Source organism: Colwellia sp. Arc7-D (assembly GCF_003061515.1).
Classification (GTDB): domain Bacteria; phylum Pseudomonadota; class Gammaproteobacteria; order Enterobacterales; family Alteromonadaceae; genus Cognaticolwellia.
Map to the genome: position 1 here is coordinate 794,758 of NZ_CP028924.1, position 16,197 is coordinate 810,954.

General features: G+C 37.4%; 14 protein-coding genes. 11 read left to right on the top strand and 3 right to left on the bottom strand.

Features of this window, described 5'->3' with window-relative positions:
* The 5 genes from flgL (at position 1) to fliD (ending at position 6,501) form a co-directional block, all read left to right on the top strand.
* Positions 1-1,206, top strand: coding sequence for a flagellar hook-associated protein FlgL (flgL, locus tag DBO93_RS03435; protein WP_108455077.1), 1,206 nt, complete (start codon positions 1-3; stop codon positions 1,204-1,206).
* A 289-nt stretch (positions 1,207-1,495) separates the two neighbouring features.
* Entirely contained in the window at positions 1,496-2,674 is a 1,179-nt protein-coding gene (locus DBO93_RS03440) for a flagellin (protein WP_108455078.1), read from the top strand.
* A gap of 519 nt (positions 2,675-3,193) precedes the next feature.
* Positions 3,194-4,375 carry a flagellin gene (locus tag DBO93_RS03445; RefSeq protein ID WP_108455079.1) on the top strand — a complete coding sequence of 394 codons (1,182 nt, stop codon included), beginning with the start codon at positions 3,194-3,196 and terminating at the stop codon, positions 4,373-4,375.
* Between the two features lie 165 nt (positions 4,376-4,540).
* The gene (locus tag DBO93_RS03450; protein WP_108455080.1) at positions 4,541-4,969 is read left to right on the top strand and encodes a flagellar protein FlaG; all 429 of its coding nucleotides are present in this window, start codon (positions 4,541-4,543) and stop codon (positions 4,967-4,969) included.
* A gap of 107 nt (positions 4,970-5,076) precedes the next feature.
* Positions 5,077-6,501 carry a flagellar filament capping protein FliD gene (fliD, locus tag DBO93_RS03455; RefSeq protein WP_108455081.1) on the top strand — a complete coding sequence of 475 codons (1,425 nt, stop codon included), beginning with the start codon at positions 5,077-5,079 and terminating at the stop codon, positions 6,499-6,501.
* A 194-nt stretch (positions 6,502-6,695) separates the two neighbouring features.
* Here fliD and DBO93_RS03460 read toward each other — a convergent pair whose 3' ends face one another.
* From DBO93_RS03460 to DBO93_RS03470, 3 genes are all read right to left on the bottom strand, one after another.
* Positions 6,696-7,064: a hypothetical protein gene (locus DBO93_RS03460; RefSeq protein ID WP_108455082.1), complete on the bottom strand. Its 369-nt coding sequence runs from the start codon at positions 7,062-7,064 to the stop codon at positions 6,696-6,698.
* A complete protein-coding gene (fliS, locus tag DBO93_RS03465) occupies positions 7,064-7,462 on the bottom strand; it encodes a flagellar export chaperone FliS (RefSeq protein WP_108455083.1) in 399 nt (132 codons plus the stop codon). Before fliS ends, DBO93_RS03460 begins: the two co-directional genes overlap by 1 nt.
* Positions 7,463-7,534: 72 nt before the next feature.
* Positions 7,535-7,819: a hypothetical protein gene (locus DBO93_RS03470; protein WP_108455084.1), complete on the bottom strand. Its 285-nt coding sequence runs from the start codon at positions 7,817-7,819 to the stop codon at positions 7,535-7,537.
* A gap of 509 nt (positions 7,820-8,328) precedes the next feature.
* Between DBO93_RS03470 and DBO93_RS03475 the strand changes: the two genes are divergently transcribed.
* The 6 genes from DBO93_RS03475 to fliG all read left to right on the top strand — a co-directional run bounded on the left by DBO93_RS03475 (position 8,329) and on the right by fliG (position 16,183).
* The gene (locus DBO93_RS03475; RefSeq protein WP_275403663.1) at positions 8,329-9,843 is read left to right on the top strand and encodes a sigma-54 dependent transcriptional regulator; all 1,515 of its coding nucleotides are present in this window, start codon (positions 8,329-8,331) and stop codon (positions 9,841-9,843) included.
* Between the two features lie 394 nt (positions 9,844-10,237).
* On the top strand, positions 10,238-11,446 hold the full coding sequence (locus tag DBO93_RS03480; RefSeq protein ID WP_108455085.1) for an ATP-binding protein: 1,209 nt from the start codon (positions 10,238-10,240) through the stop codon (positions 11,444-11,446).
* A complete protein-coding gene (locus DBO93_RS03485) occupies positions 11,433-12,773 on the top strand; it encodes a sigma-54 dependent transcriptional regulator (protein WP_108455086.1) in 1,341 nt (446 codons plus the stop codon). The genes DBO93_RS03480 and DBO93_RS03485 overlap by 14 nt, the downstream gene beginning before the upstream one ends.
* Before the next feature lie 250 nt (positions 12,774-13,023).
* Positions 13,024-13,368, top strand: a complete 345-nt coding sequence (gene fliE / locus DBO93_RS03490; protein WP_081148684.1) for a flagellar hook-basal body complex protein FliE — start codon at positions 13,024-13,026, stop codon at positions 13,366-13,368.
* A gap of 45 nt (positions 13,369-13,413) precedes the next feature.
* Positions 13,414-15,138: a flagellar basal-body MS-ring/collar protein FliF gene (gene fliF / locus DBO93_RS03495; RefSeq protein ID WP_108455087.1), complete on the top strand. Its 1,725-nt coding sequence runs from the start codon at positions 13,414-13,416 to the stop codon at positions 15,136-15,138.
* Positions 15,131-16,183, top strand: a complete 1,053-nt coding sequence (fliG, locus tag DBO93_RS03500; RefSeq protein WP_108455088.1) for a flagellar motor switch protein FliG — start codon at positions 15,131-15,133, stop codon at positions 16,181-16,183. The genes fliF and fliG overlap by 8 nt, the downstream gene beginning before the upstream one ends.
* The last annotated feature ends 14 nt before the right edge of the window (positions 16,184-16,197 follow it).

The following is a 16,197-nucleotide window of genomic DNA, read 5'->3' on the forward strand; positions in this document are numbered from 1 at the left end:
ATGCGTGTTTCTACAGCACAGTTTTATAATCAAAGCGGCATGCGAATGTCTAATCAACAAAGTAGCGTTAATGATCAAATGAGCAACCTTTCGTCTGGCAAGCGAGTTGAAACTGCGAAAGACGACGCCATGGCATATAGCACGTTAGCGGGATATAAAAATGATTTAGCCAATATTGAAAAGTACCAACGAAACATAACTCAAGCTGAAAATCACAATAGTTTAATCGATACCTCGTTAGCAAATGCTGAAGGTATTATGAATGAACTAAAAGATTTAATGATACAAGCCAACAATGGCGTGTATTCAGCCGATGATCTTGCATCAATCTACCAACAGGCGAGTCAAAGTTTGCAACAAATTCTCGACATTGCTAACACTAAGGATGAAACCGGTGGTTACGTTTTTGCAGGTTATCAGATAGACGATGCACCTTTTGTAATACAAACAGATAACTCGGTTGATTATCGTGGCGATAATGGCGTTAGAGAATTACAAATAGCAAAAAATGTCTCAATGGCGAGTAACCAAAGTGGTGAGCATGTCTTTCAAAAAGTGCCTAATGCTATTGGTGACTTTTCAGCTACATACAATACTAATAACTCAGGTATAGGTGTTGAACGCGCGGTAGTCGCCGATGCAAGTGTTTATGATAGTACTGCTAACCCAGCCGACTTTACTTTTGAGTTTATTTCGGCAACTGAACTCACTATTACCGATGGCGCCTCTAACGTTACTACTATTAACGGCTACATACCAGGGCAAACCATTGCCTTTAACGGTATAGAAGTAAAGCTAAACGGCAATCCATTGCCGGGTGATAAATTCACATTAAAACCTGAGCAAGATATAAGTGTTTTTGACAATATTAAATCGGCTATAGATTGGATTGATAATAAAGCAAGCGCTGGCGATGACCCACAAGTACAGGTTGATTTTAATCAAATTATTGAGCAATTAAGCGATTCAATGAACTACTTAACGTCGCGTCGAGCAGAGGCAGGTATTAATTTACAAGTTATAGACCGTCAAAAAAGTAATCATTTAGATACTGAACTCTATTTGTCGTCAGGTCGTTCGTCTATTGAAGATTTAGATTTTGCCAAGGCAATATCTGTATTTGAACAGTCGCAAGTCGCGCTACAAGCCGCACAGCAAACCTTTACTCAGGTACAGGGGTTAAATTTATTTAATTATATTCGATAAAACTTTGTGTTTTTTCTGTTTATATTGAGGATTTATATCGAGCTGGTTAATTTTGGTACAAATGTTGCTTTTATCTAATCAGTAAAACTTAAAATTGGCGTTATAAGGGATAATCCTTAATCGCAAAACTGGCTGTTAAGGCCAATGAAGTCCAAATACATTGCATTAGTTGTTTTAGTAATAAATTCGCAATTAAGGGTATGGGCTGAAATAAACAGTGTTGGAAGTTTGAATAAATCAACTAACGCAAAACAATGTAAAAGATAAATTAAATTTCTAGGAGTCTATCATGGCCTTATCAGTAGTAACTAACACGTCATCATTGAATGCTCAACGTAACTTAACTAAGTCTGGTAATGGTTTAGCAGTTTCAATGGAACGTTTATCATCAGGTATGCGTATTAATAGTGCTAAAGATGATGCGGCAGGTTTGCAAATATCAAATCGCCTAACCTCGCAAATTAACGGTTTAGGTGTTGCTCAACGTAACGCCAACGACGGTATTTCAATGGCACAAACGGCTGAAGGTGCTATGCAAGCTTCAACAGAAATATTGCAACGTATGCGTGATTTAGCACTGCAAGCGGCGAATGGGTCAAACTCAGCCGCAGACCGTGAATCACTGCAAAAAGAAGTTTCAGCATTGCAAACAGAACTAACTAGGATTGCCGATACAACTAAGTTTGGTGATCAAACCTTGCTTGATGGGACCTTCGGTACAAAAAGTTTCCAGGTTGGTGCTAATGCTAACGAAATAATTGATATGACCTTATCAAGTATTAAAGCATCTGACTTAGGAGCTGTATCTGGGCAAAGTTTAGCTATCACTGGTTTTGATAATACTGTTGTTGGTGCTACAACTGAGACTTTATCTTTTGCTGTTACAACAGCGTCTGGTACCAATACTGTTACTTTTGATATTGCTGTAGGGCAAGGTACTGACGATTTAATTGATGCAGTAAACGATAATGTTGGTGCTTTAGGTATTCGAGCTATTTCGGATGGTTCAGGTTCAATTACTTTTTCATCTACTAATGAAGTAACTGCAGTTACTGCAAGTAGTAGTGTTGCAGGCGATGCTGGTATTTTTAATACTACTCCTGGTGCAGGTACATTAGGTGGTGCGGACACAGCAACAGGCGGTACAGCTGTAAATGCCATTAATGTTAGTGGTGCAACTGGCGCTGGCGCACAATCTGCACTTGAGTCAATTGATGCAGCCTTAAAACAAATTGATGAACAACGGGCTGACTTGGGTGCACTTCAAAACCGATTTGGTTATACCATTAGTAACCTTGCTAACATTCAAGAAAATGTTTCAGCATCGCGTAGCCGTATTCAAGATACTGACTTTGCGGTAGAAACAGCTAATTTAACCAAAAACCAAATACTGCAACAAGCAGGTACATCAATTTTAGCGCAGGCTAACCAAATACCTCAAGCAGCAATTAGTCTACTTGGCGGCTAAAGTATATTTAGATTACTACTAAGCCATCACTTTTAAGTGATGGCTTTTTTGTTTTTAAATGCAAAAATGGAATGCTTTTTATATGACGCCAAATTAAATCAGTACTTATATCATTAGCTCTATTTTAAAAAGTTTAAGCTAACGTAAGCTTTCTACGCAGAACTATAAAATATCAATTTGATAGGTTAACAGTAAGTGCTAACGACAATAGAGAGCTCTTTCTAATAAAAATAAATGCTAGATTCTCTATTTAAATATATCACTTTTACCAATTTAAATTTCCCTTACCACCCAATTTTGCTTATTTTAACATGATGGTTTGTGATTTGTTTTACATTCAAGTTTTTGATATTAAATCGTTTTTATCTTTTCTTTTATGTTTTTTATATTTTTATACAAAAAAATTAAAGTAATACTGAGCTCTGCCGTTAAAGTAATTAGCACGGGGCCTAATCAATAAAATTAACGCTCCGAAGTTTAAAATTAACAATATATTATTTTGTACTTAGGAGTTCTATCATGGCTTTATCAGTAATTACTAACACTTCATCATTGAATGCACAACGTAACTTGTCTAATTCAAGTAATAATTTAGCTACTTCAATGGAACGTTTATCATCAGGTATGCGCATTAACAGTGCTAAAGATGACGCGGCTGGTCTACAAATTTCGAACCGTTTAACATCGCAAATTAATGGTTTAGGTGTTGCTCAACGTAATGCTAACGACGGTATTTCAATGGCGCAAACTGCTGAAGGTGCAATGCAAGCATCAACAGACATTTTACAACGTATGCGCGATTTAGCACTACAAGCGGCTAACGGTTCAAACTCAGCAGCCGATCGTGATGCACTGCAAAAAGAAGTTACCTCATTAAACACTGAATTAACACGAATTGCAGATACTACTAGCTTTGGTGACCAAAAATTATTAGATGGTACTTTTACCGCTAAAAGTTTCCAAGTTGGTGCTAACGCTAATGAAACAATCGATTTGAGTTTATCAAGTATTAAAGCAACTGATTTAGGTGTTGTATCTGGTCAAAGTCTTACTATCGCAGGATTTGATAATGCTGTTGTAGGTGCTGCTGCTGAAACGCTGACCTTTGCTGTTACAACAGCATCAGGTGTTAACACGGTATCTTTCGATATTGGTGTTGGTCAAGGTACAGATGACTTAATTGATGCAGTTAATGATAATGTTGGTGGCTTAGGTATTCGTGCTGTTTCTGATGGTTCAGGTTCAATTACATTTACTTCAACAAATGAAGTAACTGCTGTTACGGCAGGTAGTAGTATCGCAGCCGGTGCTGGTATTTTTAATACTGATACTGCTCCTGGTGCTGGTACTTTAGGCGGAGCAGATAGTGCTGTTGGTGGTACTGCAGTTGCTTCAATTAACATTAGTGGTTCAGATGGTACTGGAGCACAAACTGCACTTGCTTCAATCGATGCAGCCTTAAAGCAAATTGATGAGCAACGTTCTGACTTGGGTGCGCTTCAAAATAGATTTGGTTATACCATTAGTAACCTTGCTAACATCCAAGAAAATGTTTCAGCGTCACGTAGTCGTATACAAGATACTGACTTTGCAGTCGAAACAGCTAACTTGACTAAAAACCAAATATTGCAACAAGCAGGTACGTCAATATTGTCACAAGCTAACCAGTTACCACAAGCCGCATTAAGCTTGTTAGGTTAAGCCTCTAAGTGACACTAACATAAGTACTATGTTAGTAGCATAAACTAAGGAAGGGGCATAATACCTCTTCCTTTTTGTGTTTTTATAGTTAATGAAGTTTGCACCTTGAAATAGTATTAATAATCGTAATTTAATTAATGCTTTAAGGTGATAAGGGAGTCAAATATGATTTTAGCTAACACCACCGATAGTAGTATTAATGCCAATAATTCATCAACAGTTGAATTAGTTAATGGCAATGCCGAACGTACAACTTCAGAAAATAAAAGTGTTGAAAACTTGCAAAAAAATGCCACAACTATAGGCACTTCTCTTGTAGAAGAACAAAAATCCGTGAGTACCAGTGAAACGAATAAAACGGAGAAAATGACATCCGAACAATTAAATAAAGTGGCGCAGCAATTGCAAGATTTTATGGGTGAAATGAACAGAAGTTTAGAGTTTATTGTCGATGAAGATTCAGGTCGAGATGTTATTAAAGTACTAGACAAGGACACTGGCGATTTAATTAAGCAGTATCCGTCAGAAGAAGTTTTGTCTATTATCTCAAAACTATCGAATGCTTCAGGTAGTTTAATTGATACAGAGATTTAGTCTCTATTAAAATATAAACTAAAACATAAATTTAAACGTAGATTAAAAGTGGTTATTTATTAGGTATACTGTTAACTAGCACTTACAGCAACATATTTGGTGAAATTATGGTAGATATAGCATTTACAGGTATAGGTTCAGGTCTTCAGGTCACTGAGATTGTTGATGCGATTGTTGGCGCTGAACGTGCGCCATTTGAAAATCGACTTGTTACTAGACAAGCGGCGATAACAACTGATATTTCTGCTGTTGGCTCTTTAAAAGGTGCCCTAGAAGCTGTTGCTGACTCTATTGAAAATTTAGCCAGTGCGGATAAATATCAGCAACGAGTTACCAGTGGCTCTGATAGCTTTATTTCACTCAGTAGTAATAAAAATGCTGAAGTTGGTAGCTATTCAATTAATGTAGATCAAATTGCCACATCTCATAAATTAGTTTCAGATGCATTTGTAAGTAGTGAAGCTGTCGGCGAAGGGGTTATGACCTTTACGTCAGGTAGCGAGAGTTTTGATATTAGTGTATCGGATACTGCCACGCTTAATGATATTCGTAACTCGATAAACGACAGTATTGAAAATACATCTATTTCAGCCACCATTATCACTGATGATAATGGCCAACATCTTGTTTTAACAAGTAAAGAAACAGGCCTTGCGAATGAAATAAGGGTATCTGTTGCTGAAGTAGCCCAGCCGGGCGATCTATTTGGTCCTAATAATACAGACAAAGTTGGCCTTTCGCGTTTAGCTTATGACACGGGTGCGTTAAACTTATCTGAGATACGTGAAGCAAAAGATGCCCAAATAACTATTGATGGTACGTTAGTTGTTAGTAGTAGTACTAATGAATTTGTCGATGCTATTGACGGAATAACCATTACTGCTACGCAGGTACATGACGTGGATGATGCGCCAAGTATTGCTACCACGAGCGAAAATAATAGTAATATAAAGCTAGGTCTAGAAGAGTTCGTCAATAGTTATAATGCGCTGGTTGACCTAAGTAAACAGCTTGGTCAATCTGGCGAAAGTGCGGCAGGTCCACTAGCTGGTGACTCACTTTTACGTGGTGTTATGAGTAAACTACGTCAAGAATTAAGTAGCTCTTTTTCAAGTGTAGGTGGTGAAAGCTTGACCTTAAACCAGTTAGGTGTGCGCTCAGATCGCTATGGTAAATTTGAACTAGATACTGATGATTTAGACGAACAAATAGCATTAAATGTTGATGCAGTGCAAAACTTTTTTGTAGGTACAGATGAAGTTCCAGGTTTTGCCGCCTCGCTTAAAACACTCACTGAATTTTACACAGAGTCTGACGGTATTATTCAAGGGCGAATAGACAGTAAAAACAGTCAACTTTCAAAACTAGATGATGAAAGAGAAGCTTTTACCAGAAGAATAGATGCTTTAGAAGCTCGGCTTTATTCGCAGTATAACGCGATGGATTTATTGGTTGCGAATTTGAATGCGACTAGCAGTTACTTGCAGCAGCAGCTTGATAACTTACCAGGTGTAGTTAGAGAGTCTAACTAAGTAAAAAATTAAAGCCACTTGAGTCAGCTTATAATAATGGCGACTTAATAAAAAATCGTTTTAACGCTTAAGTTAAAACGATTTTTTTATTTTAACCGGTTGGCTTTTACTATATGAATAGTTTTAAGCTTTATTTGGTTTTAACTTTTTGAGCAGATAATCGAAGGAAATTAAAATTGAGCAAGTAATAAGTGCTATAGTTTTTGGTATAAATTGATAGCTTTTCTGTTTTTCTTTAGCTTTAAAATTTCTGATTTTGCTGAACGTTGAGAACTATTTACTTTGTTGACAAGTTGGGTGTCGAGGCTGGCTAAGAATTGAAGTTTTAGCGCATGTAATTGCAACTCTTCAGCAGTAAAGCTTTCAAATAAGTGATATATGCTTTTTTCTCTTTGGGCTATTAAATTCAACAAATTGACTGTTTCAGGTGGTGTTTCATCCGCTGGGTTATTTAATGCTAATTTGGCATTTTCATCTTCAATATTTGAGGTATCTAAAAGTTTTAGTAGCACCTCAGATACGTCAATTATTTGGTCTAAAGTTTCAACAGCTTTTAATGCCATTAAAAGCTTACCTTGTCTTGATTATCAAGTGGAATATTGTCCCAACCTGACTTAATTGGAATTAAGGTTTGCGCTACTTCGTTTAGCTTATCAATGTCATTATCTAAACTAGCTGCAAGCAATTGCTCTGAACAATAAAGGTAGATAGAGGCTAAGTTATTAGATATTTCTCCACCTTGTTTAAAATCAAGCGAAGCCTCTAATACACCAATAATAGCTATAGCGTTTGATAATTCAGCGCCTTTTTTTGCATAGTCTTTTTGGGCAATTGCACCTTTTGCAGTAGCAATATTATCAAGCAATTTTTGAAATAACAGTGCAACCAACTGATAAGGTGATGCTTCTTGGGCTGAACTCTTGTTAACTTGTTGATATTTTTTTAATGACGCGTGAGTCATAGATATCTCCAGTATTAATACAATAATTTTATTATACTAAAATACACTAAATTTTAAATTACAGACGATAAATTATATTAAAGCTTGATTGTTAATCGTAACGGCAAAGCCTTCGCTTTTAGCTTTGGCGTATGCTGTTTGTAACACTTCATGTTCAATCGCACTTGGATCTTCAATAATACCGTTATCAGAAACTTCAATATTGTCCCAACCACGTGTAACTAAGTAATCTTCTATTTGAGCTAATTGATCTTCTAGTGGCATATTTAATGAGAACATATTGAACTCATATCTGTCGCCTTTGTTTAAGTGGTCATTGTTTTTCATCAATTCGGCGGTGCCGTTAATAATTAACATAGCATTATCCTATTTTATTTAGCTTCAATTATAAGTATTAGTTTAAACGTAAATTTAAACATAGTTTTTATGATAAGCTTATTTCATGCCAGTTTTTATTAAAGTTAGATGATTAACGCTAGTTAACTGAAATATAAGGGATTATCTTAACTAAAGTATAGGAGGTTAGCCTTTTATTTTTAGCTTTAAAGATGAGCAGTCTCTTAAAGTTTTGATGTTAATTTTTTGACGTTACCAAAATTATCAGTTGATTGATATTATGAGACAAAGCCCCTAAATCACTCTCCTTAATTATATAGTTTATTACGCTTTTATTGCTTCTCTAAGTTATATCGACCTATGCAAATATTTCTTTAACTGACAAAAAAATGACACGACAGTGTCAATTTTTTGTTGATTAATCATAAAAGCAGGTTAATAATAGAGAAAGCTTATTAATAATAAACACTTGTCAAAACGCTTTTTAAAATATTTTTGGGTATTTATACATACTTAATAAAATAAGTGGCATGACAAAAATTAGTCAAAAAATGCAAGGGCATCATATGCAAGGCCAAAAACATATTCTAGTCGTGGACAACGACGCTTCAAGACGCCATCAAATAGAAACTGTTTTAGCCTTTGTTGGTGAGCATTTTTATGTTTTTTCAGAAGCAGAAATTGATCAACACTTAGCTGATATTGCTAATGTACTCACTATTATTTTATGCGGTGATATTTCAGCTAAGTTACAAGAAGTTATTAAATCTCACCCTACATATCCGTTTATTTATCACGACATAATTGATAAAAAGCAACTTAATGGTTACGTCAATGTTATTGGTGAATTAACCACACCATTAAACTATGCGCAATTAACAGAGTTGGTGCATCATAGTCATCAATACCATAACAACTTGCCGTCAAAGCGAGGAAATAACGGTCCTAGCTCTCTATTTCGCTCTTTAGTTGGCAGCAGTGAGCCAATGCAACAAGTGCGCTTTTTAATTGAACAAGTTGCCTGTACAGCCGCTAATGTATTGATTTTAGGTGAGTCAGGTACTGGTAAAGAAGTTGTTGCACGTAATATTCATAATTTATCGGATAGAAGTAAAGGGCCATTTGTGCCGGTTAACTGTGGAGCGATTCCTGCTGAGTTACTAGAAAGTGAGCTGTTCGGACATGAAAAGGGCGCTTTTACCGGCGCTATTTCTACACGTAAAGGCCGTTTTGAAATGGCTGAAGGTGGCACGTTATTTCTTGATGAAATTGGTGATATGCCACAACCCATGCAAGTAAAGCTATTACGGGTATTACAAGAAAGAACCTTTGAGCGTGTCGGTGGTGCCAAAAGTATAAAAGCTAATGTTCGCATTGTTGCTGCGACACATCAACACTTAGAAGACATGATTAAAACCAATGACTTTCGTGAAGATCTTTATTATCGATTAAATGTTTTCCCAATTGAAACACCAGCACTTAGAGAACGCAAAGAAGATATTCCTCTATTATTGAAAGAACTTATTTCAAGATTTTCAGCTGAACAGGGGCAATCGGTGCGCTTTACTGATCAAGCTATTGAGTCACTTAAAGAACACCCTTGGGCTGGTAATGTTCGAGAACTGTCTAATTTAATTGAACGCATGATCATTATGTTCGGCGAACAAGTGGTTAATGTTGGTCAATTACCGTTAAAGTATCGTCACCTAGATGTAGATGACTATCAACCAGAGTACCCTGAAGAAATACAAGAACGTGAAGCCATCAACGAATTATTTTCAGGTTTTGATTATGACGACGAAGACGACGATAGCGAAGAAAGTAACGCAGAAGGTGCCATGGTAGCCGATGGTAACACTGTTGATGTACTACCTAACGATGGTTTGAATTTAAAAGAATACCTTGCTGATCTTGAAGTGTCGTTAATTAAGCAAGCTTTAGATAAAAATGACTGGGTCGTCGCTCGCTCTGCTGAGCTTTTAGATATGCGCCGTACCACGCTTGTTGAAAAAATGCGTAAGTATAACCTCCAAAAGGCTAGCTAATACGGGTATCTATTTATGTATTACCTGACATGTAATTTCTAACATGTAATAGGCGCTATGTAATCAGCATCAGCTACCGCTAATATATCTTACAAACTCACTTTAGTGAGTTAATTGAAACGCCATTGTTATTATAATACTTATAATAACAATGGCGTTTTTTTATAGCATGTAGACAATATTAATCAGTTAAAACTGCTATTTATTCTCAGCTAATATTTAATATTTACGCTTATTCAAACGACTGAATATACCTGTATGATTATTTTTCAGCCATTTTATTGACAACATTTTTTAGCTCGATTAATAGCTTTAGTTACTGAAAAATAACATTTTAATCGATTGGCATAATTCATGCTTTATCTGGGTGTACTTCTTTACTTGGGTAAATATTATGGCACTAGCCTTTTCGACATCGACCAACTCTTCTTCAGCCAACACTGTGCTGAATCGTGTATTCACTTCATTTGATGAGGTTAATGTAAAACACGATCAATCAACTCGACTAGAAAACGAAAATTACCCTGGAGAATTGGCGTTTTTACGTCAACAAAATAAACAACTGCAACACGTTATTGATGTTATGCCAACGGGTATGATTATACTCGATGGTAACGGTATTGTTGTTAAAATGAACGACACAGCGCAACGTTTACTAGACGAGCCTATTTTAGGCCAAGCTTGGTTTAATGTGATCAAACGTTCTTTTAAACCTAGAGCGGATGATTGGCATGAAGTTTCTTTAAATGATGGTCGTCGTGTCAAATTAGAGATCACAGCACTTGGTGGACAGCCAGGACAATTGATCATGATCACCGATTTAACCGAAACTCGACTGTTACAAGATAAGTTAGGACAACTTCAACGTCTTTCATCTTTAGGGCGAATGGTGTCTAAATTAGCGCATCAAATTCGCACACCATTGTCAGCAGCTATGTTATACGGCGCTAATTTGCGTAACAAAAAGCTTGATGATGGCGCTAGAGTAAATTTTCAAGAAAAACTCATGTTGCGTTTACATGATCTTGAACAACAGGTTAATGACATGTTGTTGTTTGCAAAAAGTGGCAGCAAAGCGGTTGTTGAACCCGTTAATATTAACGAACTTATTGAACAAGCTAAACAAGCCATTGAGCCTCAAGTTAGTCAAGCTAACGCAAAAGTTAATTTATTTTTGTGTAAACCTAGTTGTGAAATATTAGGTAATGTCAGTGCCTTATCAGGTGCTATACAAAATTTAATACACAATAGTTTATCGGTCATTAAAGAAAATGCGGTTATTGATATTAGTACTTACTGTCATGACGAATTTGCTTATATAAGCGTTAAAGATAATGGCCCAGGTATCAGTGCTGAGCTAACCGATAAAATATTCGAACCTTTTTATACTTCTAGAAGCCAAGGTACAGGTTTGGGCTTAGCGGTAGTAAAATCAGTCACCAATGCCCATCAAGGCGAGGTTAGCTTAATCAGTAAACCCGGTGAAGGCGCACATTTCTGTATCAAAATACCTTTATTAATTGGTGATAATTCGTCGCCAATAATGTCTGAAAATGATCAAGCAACATTTATGTCTAAGGAGCTTAGTAATGACCACAAGTAAAATTATGGTAGTCGAAGACGATGCTGGACTTAGAGAAGCATTAGTTGATACTTTGTTGTTAGCAGGTTACCAATGTGTCGCCGTTGACTCTGGCGAAGAAGCGCTTATAAAATTAAAGTCACATGCGGTCGATTTAGTGGTTAGTGACGTCCAAATGGGCGGCATGTCAGGACTATCGTTATTAAAAAGTATACGCAATAATCACTCTAAATTACCGGTATTAATTATGACTGCCTACGGCACTATAGATGATGCTGTACAAGCAATGCGAGACGGTGCTTGTAATTATATGGCTAAACCTTTTGCGCCAGAAGTTTTACTTAATATGGTCAGCCAGTATGTACAAATACAAACAAATGACGGTTGCGACCCAGTGGTTGCTGACACGCAAAGTCTTGAGCTACTCAAACTAGCTAAAAAGGTAGCAAATACAGAAGCTTCCGTTATGGTACTCGGGCCGAGTGGCTCAGGTAAGGAAGTACTTGCACAATATATTCATAATTACTCACCACGCAGTCAAGCCCCTTTTGTCGCAATAAATTGTGCGGCAATTCCAGAGAATATGCTTGAAGCAACCTTATTTGGTTATGAAAAGGGCGCGTTTACGGGCGCTATTCAAGCTAGTCCTGGTAAGTTCGAGCAAGCTCAAGGTGGCACTATTCTACTTGATGAAATTACCGAAATGGATTTAGGCTTACAAGCAAAAATTCTTCGTGTTTTACAAGAGCGAGAAGTAGAGCGTATTGGCGGACGTAAAACAATTAACCTAGACGTTAGAGTAATAGCAACCAGTAACCGTGACTTAAAAGATGCTGTTAAAGAAGGCGTTTTTAGAGAAGATTTATATTACCGATTAAATGTATTCCCATTATCATGGTTACCGTTGAATGAACGCCGAGATGATATTTTACCCTTAGCAACCCATCTTATTTCGCGCATTTGTCAAAAAGATGGCAATGTTATTCCTGAATTCACACCAGCAGCTCGCAGTAAATTACTCGCCTATGCTTGGCCAGGTAATGTGCGTGAATTAGACAATGTTATTCAACGAGCACTGATTTTACAAAGTGATCGTTGTATCGACGCTAATGACTTACTGATTGATAACTTTGAAACGCCTCAAGTGCAAAGTGACACCGTTGACGCTTCAAAAGCTGACAAACTCGGCAGTGAACTTAAATTACAAGAGCACCAAATCATATTAGACACTTTGCATGCTTGTCGAGGAAGCCGCAAAGATGTTGCCGAACGTTTGGGAATAAGCCCTCGTACATTACGTTATAAAATTGCCCGTATGCGTGATAGTGGTATTCAAATTCCACTTTAATTACAGGTTAAAATTAACAAAGTGTTAATTAAATATCGAGATTAAACTGAAAAACGACGTATTTAACGTCGTTTTTTTTGTTTTAAATAATTTGATTTTTACTGTTGATTTATAAGTGTTTTTTATTATTTTAAAATGTAATTTTATTAGGCTTTTCTTGCCATTTCGCTTTATTTTTTAGCTTGGCACTATGCTTGCTTTAACCATAGGTAATAGTAAGTAACAAGAAATTGACGCAAGCGAGATAGCCATGGATATTAAAACTAATTCTTTATACGCCCAAATGCAAAGCATGTCGATGGAAGCGATGGGGAACAGACTTCCTATCGGTGAAGAAAATGGCATGGGTACGCCTCCAGTCAGTAAAGCTGGTGGTGACTTTGGTAGCTTGTTAAAAGATGCAATAAATAATGTTAATGAACTACAACAAGATGTTGGTGCAAAACGTACAGCGTTTGAAATGGGTGATCGCAGTGTTACCTTGGCCGATACTATGATTGCAGGCTCAAAAGCGGGTATTGCTTTTGATGCAACCGTTCAGATCAGAAATAAGTTTGTTGAAGCTTATAAAGAAATTATGAGCATGCCGGTTTAGCTCCAGTTGCTAAAAATAAAACAAGTTTTACGCGGAGATAAATAAGTGGCCGATACAACAGACAATACAAATTTAATGTTAGCCGATGGTAACAACGATTTAGTCGCTGGCGACGGAGCAGATGATACCGTTGGTGAGCAAAAGTCAGGTTTAGCCGGTGCCATGGGCAATGTTGATTTTCTCCGTCAAATGACAATAGTCATTGCACTAGCTATTTGTTTTGCTATTGCCATTTTTGTCATCATGTTAGCGAATCAACCTGAATATCGTTTTTTAACCAAATTGCCAACCGAGCAATTAATTAAAACGATGGACTTTCTTGACAGCAATAAAGTGGATTATCGTCAAGAAAATAACACTATATCTGTTGAAAGCGATGAATATCAAAACGTTAAACTTATGCTTGCTCGAGAAGGTCTTACTGATGCTCCATCTCAAGGTAGCGAAATTCTTATGCAGGATATGGGCTTTGGTGTAAGTCAACGCCTAGAAGGTGAACGTTTAAAACATTCAAGAGAGCAACAGCTCGCCCGTACGATTGAAGAATTAAAGTCTATTTCACGTGCTCGGGTATTATTAGCTATTCCGCGTGAAAATGTTTTTGCTAAACGTGAGAAAAATCCTTCAGCTACTGTAGTACTCACTTTACGCCGCGGCCGCCTTTTATCTGAAGAAGAAGTTGATGCGGTTGTTGATATTGTTGCTTCAGCAGTGCAAAACTTAGATCCTAATCGTGTAACGGTAACCGACCAAAATGGTCGTTTATTAAATTCTGGTTCACAAGACTCTGTTTCATCTCGCTCTCGTAAAGAGTTTGAAATAGAACAAAAGCGTGAATCTGAATACATGTCAAAAATTGACTCAATTTTAATTCCTGTTGTTGGCTTAGGTAATTACACCGCACAAGTTGATGTGGCGATGGATTTTACTAACACAGAAGAAACACAACGCCGATATAATTCAGACTTACCCGCTTTACGTAGTGAAATGAAAGTTGAAGATAGCACTATCGGAGGCATGCTTGGAGGTATACCGGGTGCGTTAACTAACCAACCACCGCTTGACAGTAATATCCCTGAAGATGCAACTGGCAACGGACAACAGCGCAGTATGCCGGGTCGTAAGCATTCAGAGTCAACTCGCAACTATGAACTAGACGAAGCGATCAGCTACACTAAACAGCAAACGGGCGTTATACATCGTATTAGTGTTTCAGTTGCCTTAGATTATATTCCGGGTGTGAATGCTGAAGGTGAAGCTATGCCAACACCACGCTCTGTACAAGAAATAGCTAATATTCGTCGTGTATTACAAGGCAGTATTGGTTTTAACCTACAGCGTGGCGATTCATTAGATGTTGTTACTTTGCCATTTTCTCGTCCAGAAATTGTTGCGGTTGAAGCTGTACCACTATGGAAAGATCCAACGGTATATAAATATGCTAAATTAGTTGGCGCGGTAATCTTGATTGCAGTATTATTTTTTGCAGTCGTACGCCCAATGTTAAAACGCCTAATTCACCCAGAGCAAACACCGAGTGATTATGGTGATAAGTCGCTTGATAGTCATATTGACTTAGGTGATGAAACCATGGATATGCTAACCGCTGAGTTTGATGCTGGCGCCGTTGGCTTTGCCCCAGATGGTAGTTTACAATTACCTGATTTACATCGCGATGAAGATGTTTTAAAAGCCGTACGTGCTTTAGTGGCAAATGAGCCAGAATTATCATCGCAAGTAGTTAAAAGTTGGTTGAACGAAGATGAGTGATGAAAACCAAGAACTATCAACCCAGCAACCGTCTGGATTTGACATTAATAAACTCGATGGTGGCGAAAAAGCCGCGATTTTATTATTAAGTCTTTCAGAGGAAGATGCTGCACAAATACTAAAACATTTAGAGCCCAAGCAAGTGCAGAAAGTGGGCATGATCATGGCCGGTATGGAAGATTTTTCTCAACAGAAAATTACCGCTGTGCATAAATTGTTTATCAACGAAATTCAAAACTTCTCTACTATTGGTTTCCAAAGTGAAGAATTTGTTCGTAAAGCGTTAACTGCGGCATTAGGTGAAGATAAAGCCGGCAACCTCATTGACCAAATAGTCATGGGCGGAGGCGCTAAAGGTTTAGACTCTTTAAAATGGATGGACTCTAAACAAGTAGCTAACATTATTCGTAATGAGCATCCTCAAATACAAACGATTGTTTTATCTTATTTAGATCCAGAACAATCAGCAGAAATAATGACACAATTTGCTGATAAAGTGCGTTTAGATCTTATGATGCGTATCGCCAATTTAGAAGAAGTTCAACCGGCGGCATTACAAGAATTAAACGAGATCATGGAGAAACAATTTGCTGGTCAAGCGGGTGCACAAGCAGCGAAAATGGGCGGCTTGAAAGCAGCAGCAGATATAATGAACTACCTAGATACAAATGTTGAAGGCTTGTTGATGGATTCAATTCGTGAACATGACGAAGAAATGAGTCAACAAATACAAGACTTAATGTTTGTCTTTGAAAACCTTGCCGATGTAGATGACCGAGGTATTCAAGCCATCTTAAGAGAAGTACAGCAAGACGCGTTAATGAAAGCGATAAAAGGTGCTGATGAAGCCTTAAGAGAAAAAATTATGGCGAATATGTCTAAACGTGCCGCTGAAATGTTAGCTGATGATCTTGAAGCCATGGGGCCTGTGCGCATTAGTGAAGTTGAAGCTGCACAAAAAGAAATATTGGCCGTTGCTCGTCGATTATCTGACTCTGGTGAAATTATGCTAGGTGGCGGTGGCGGTGGCGATGAATTCTTATAATTTAGCCTCAGTGA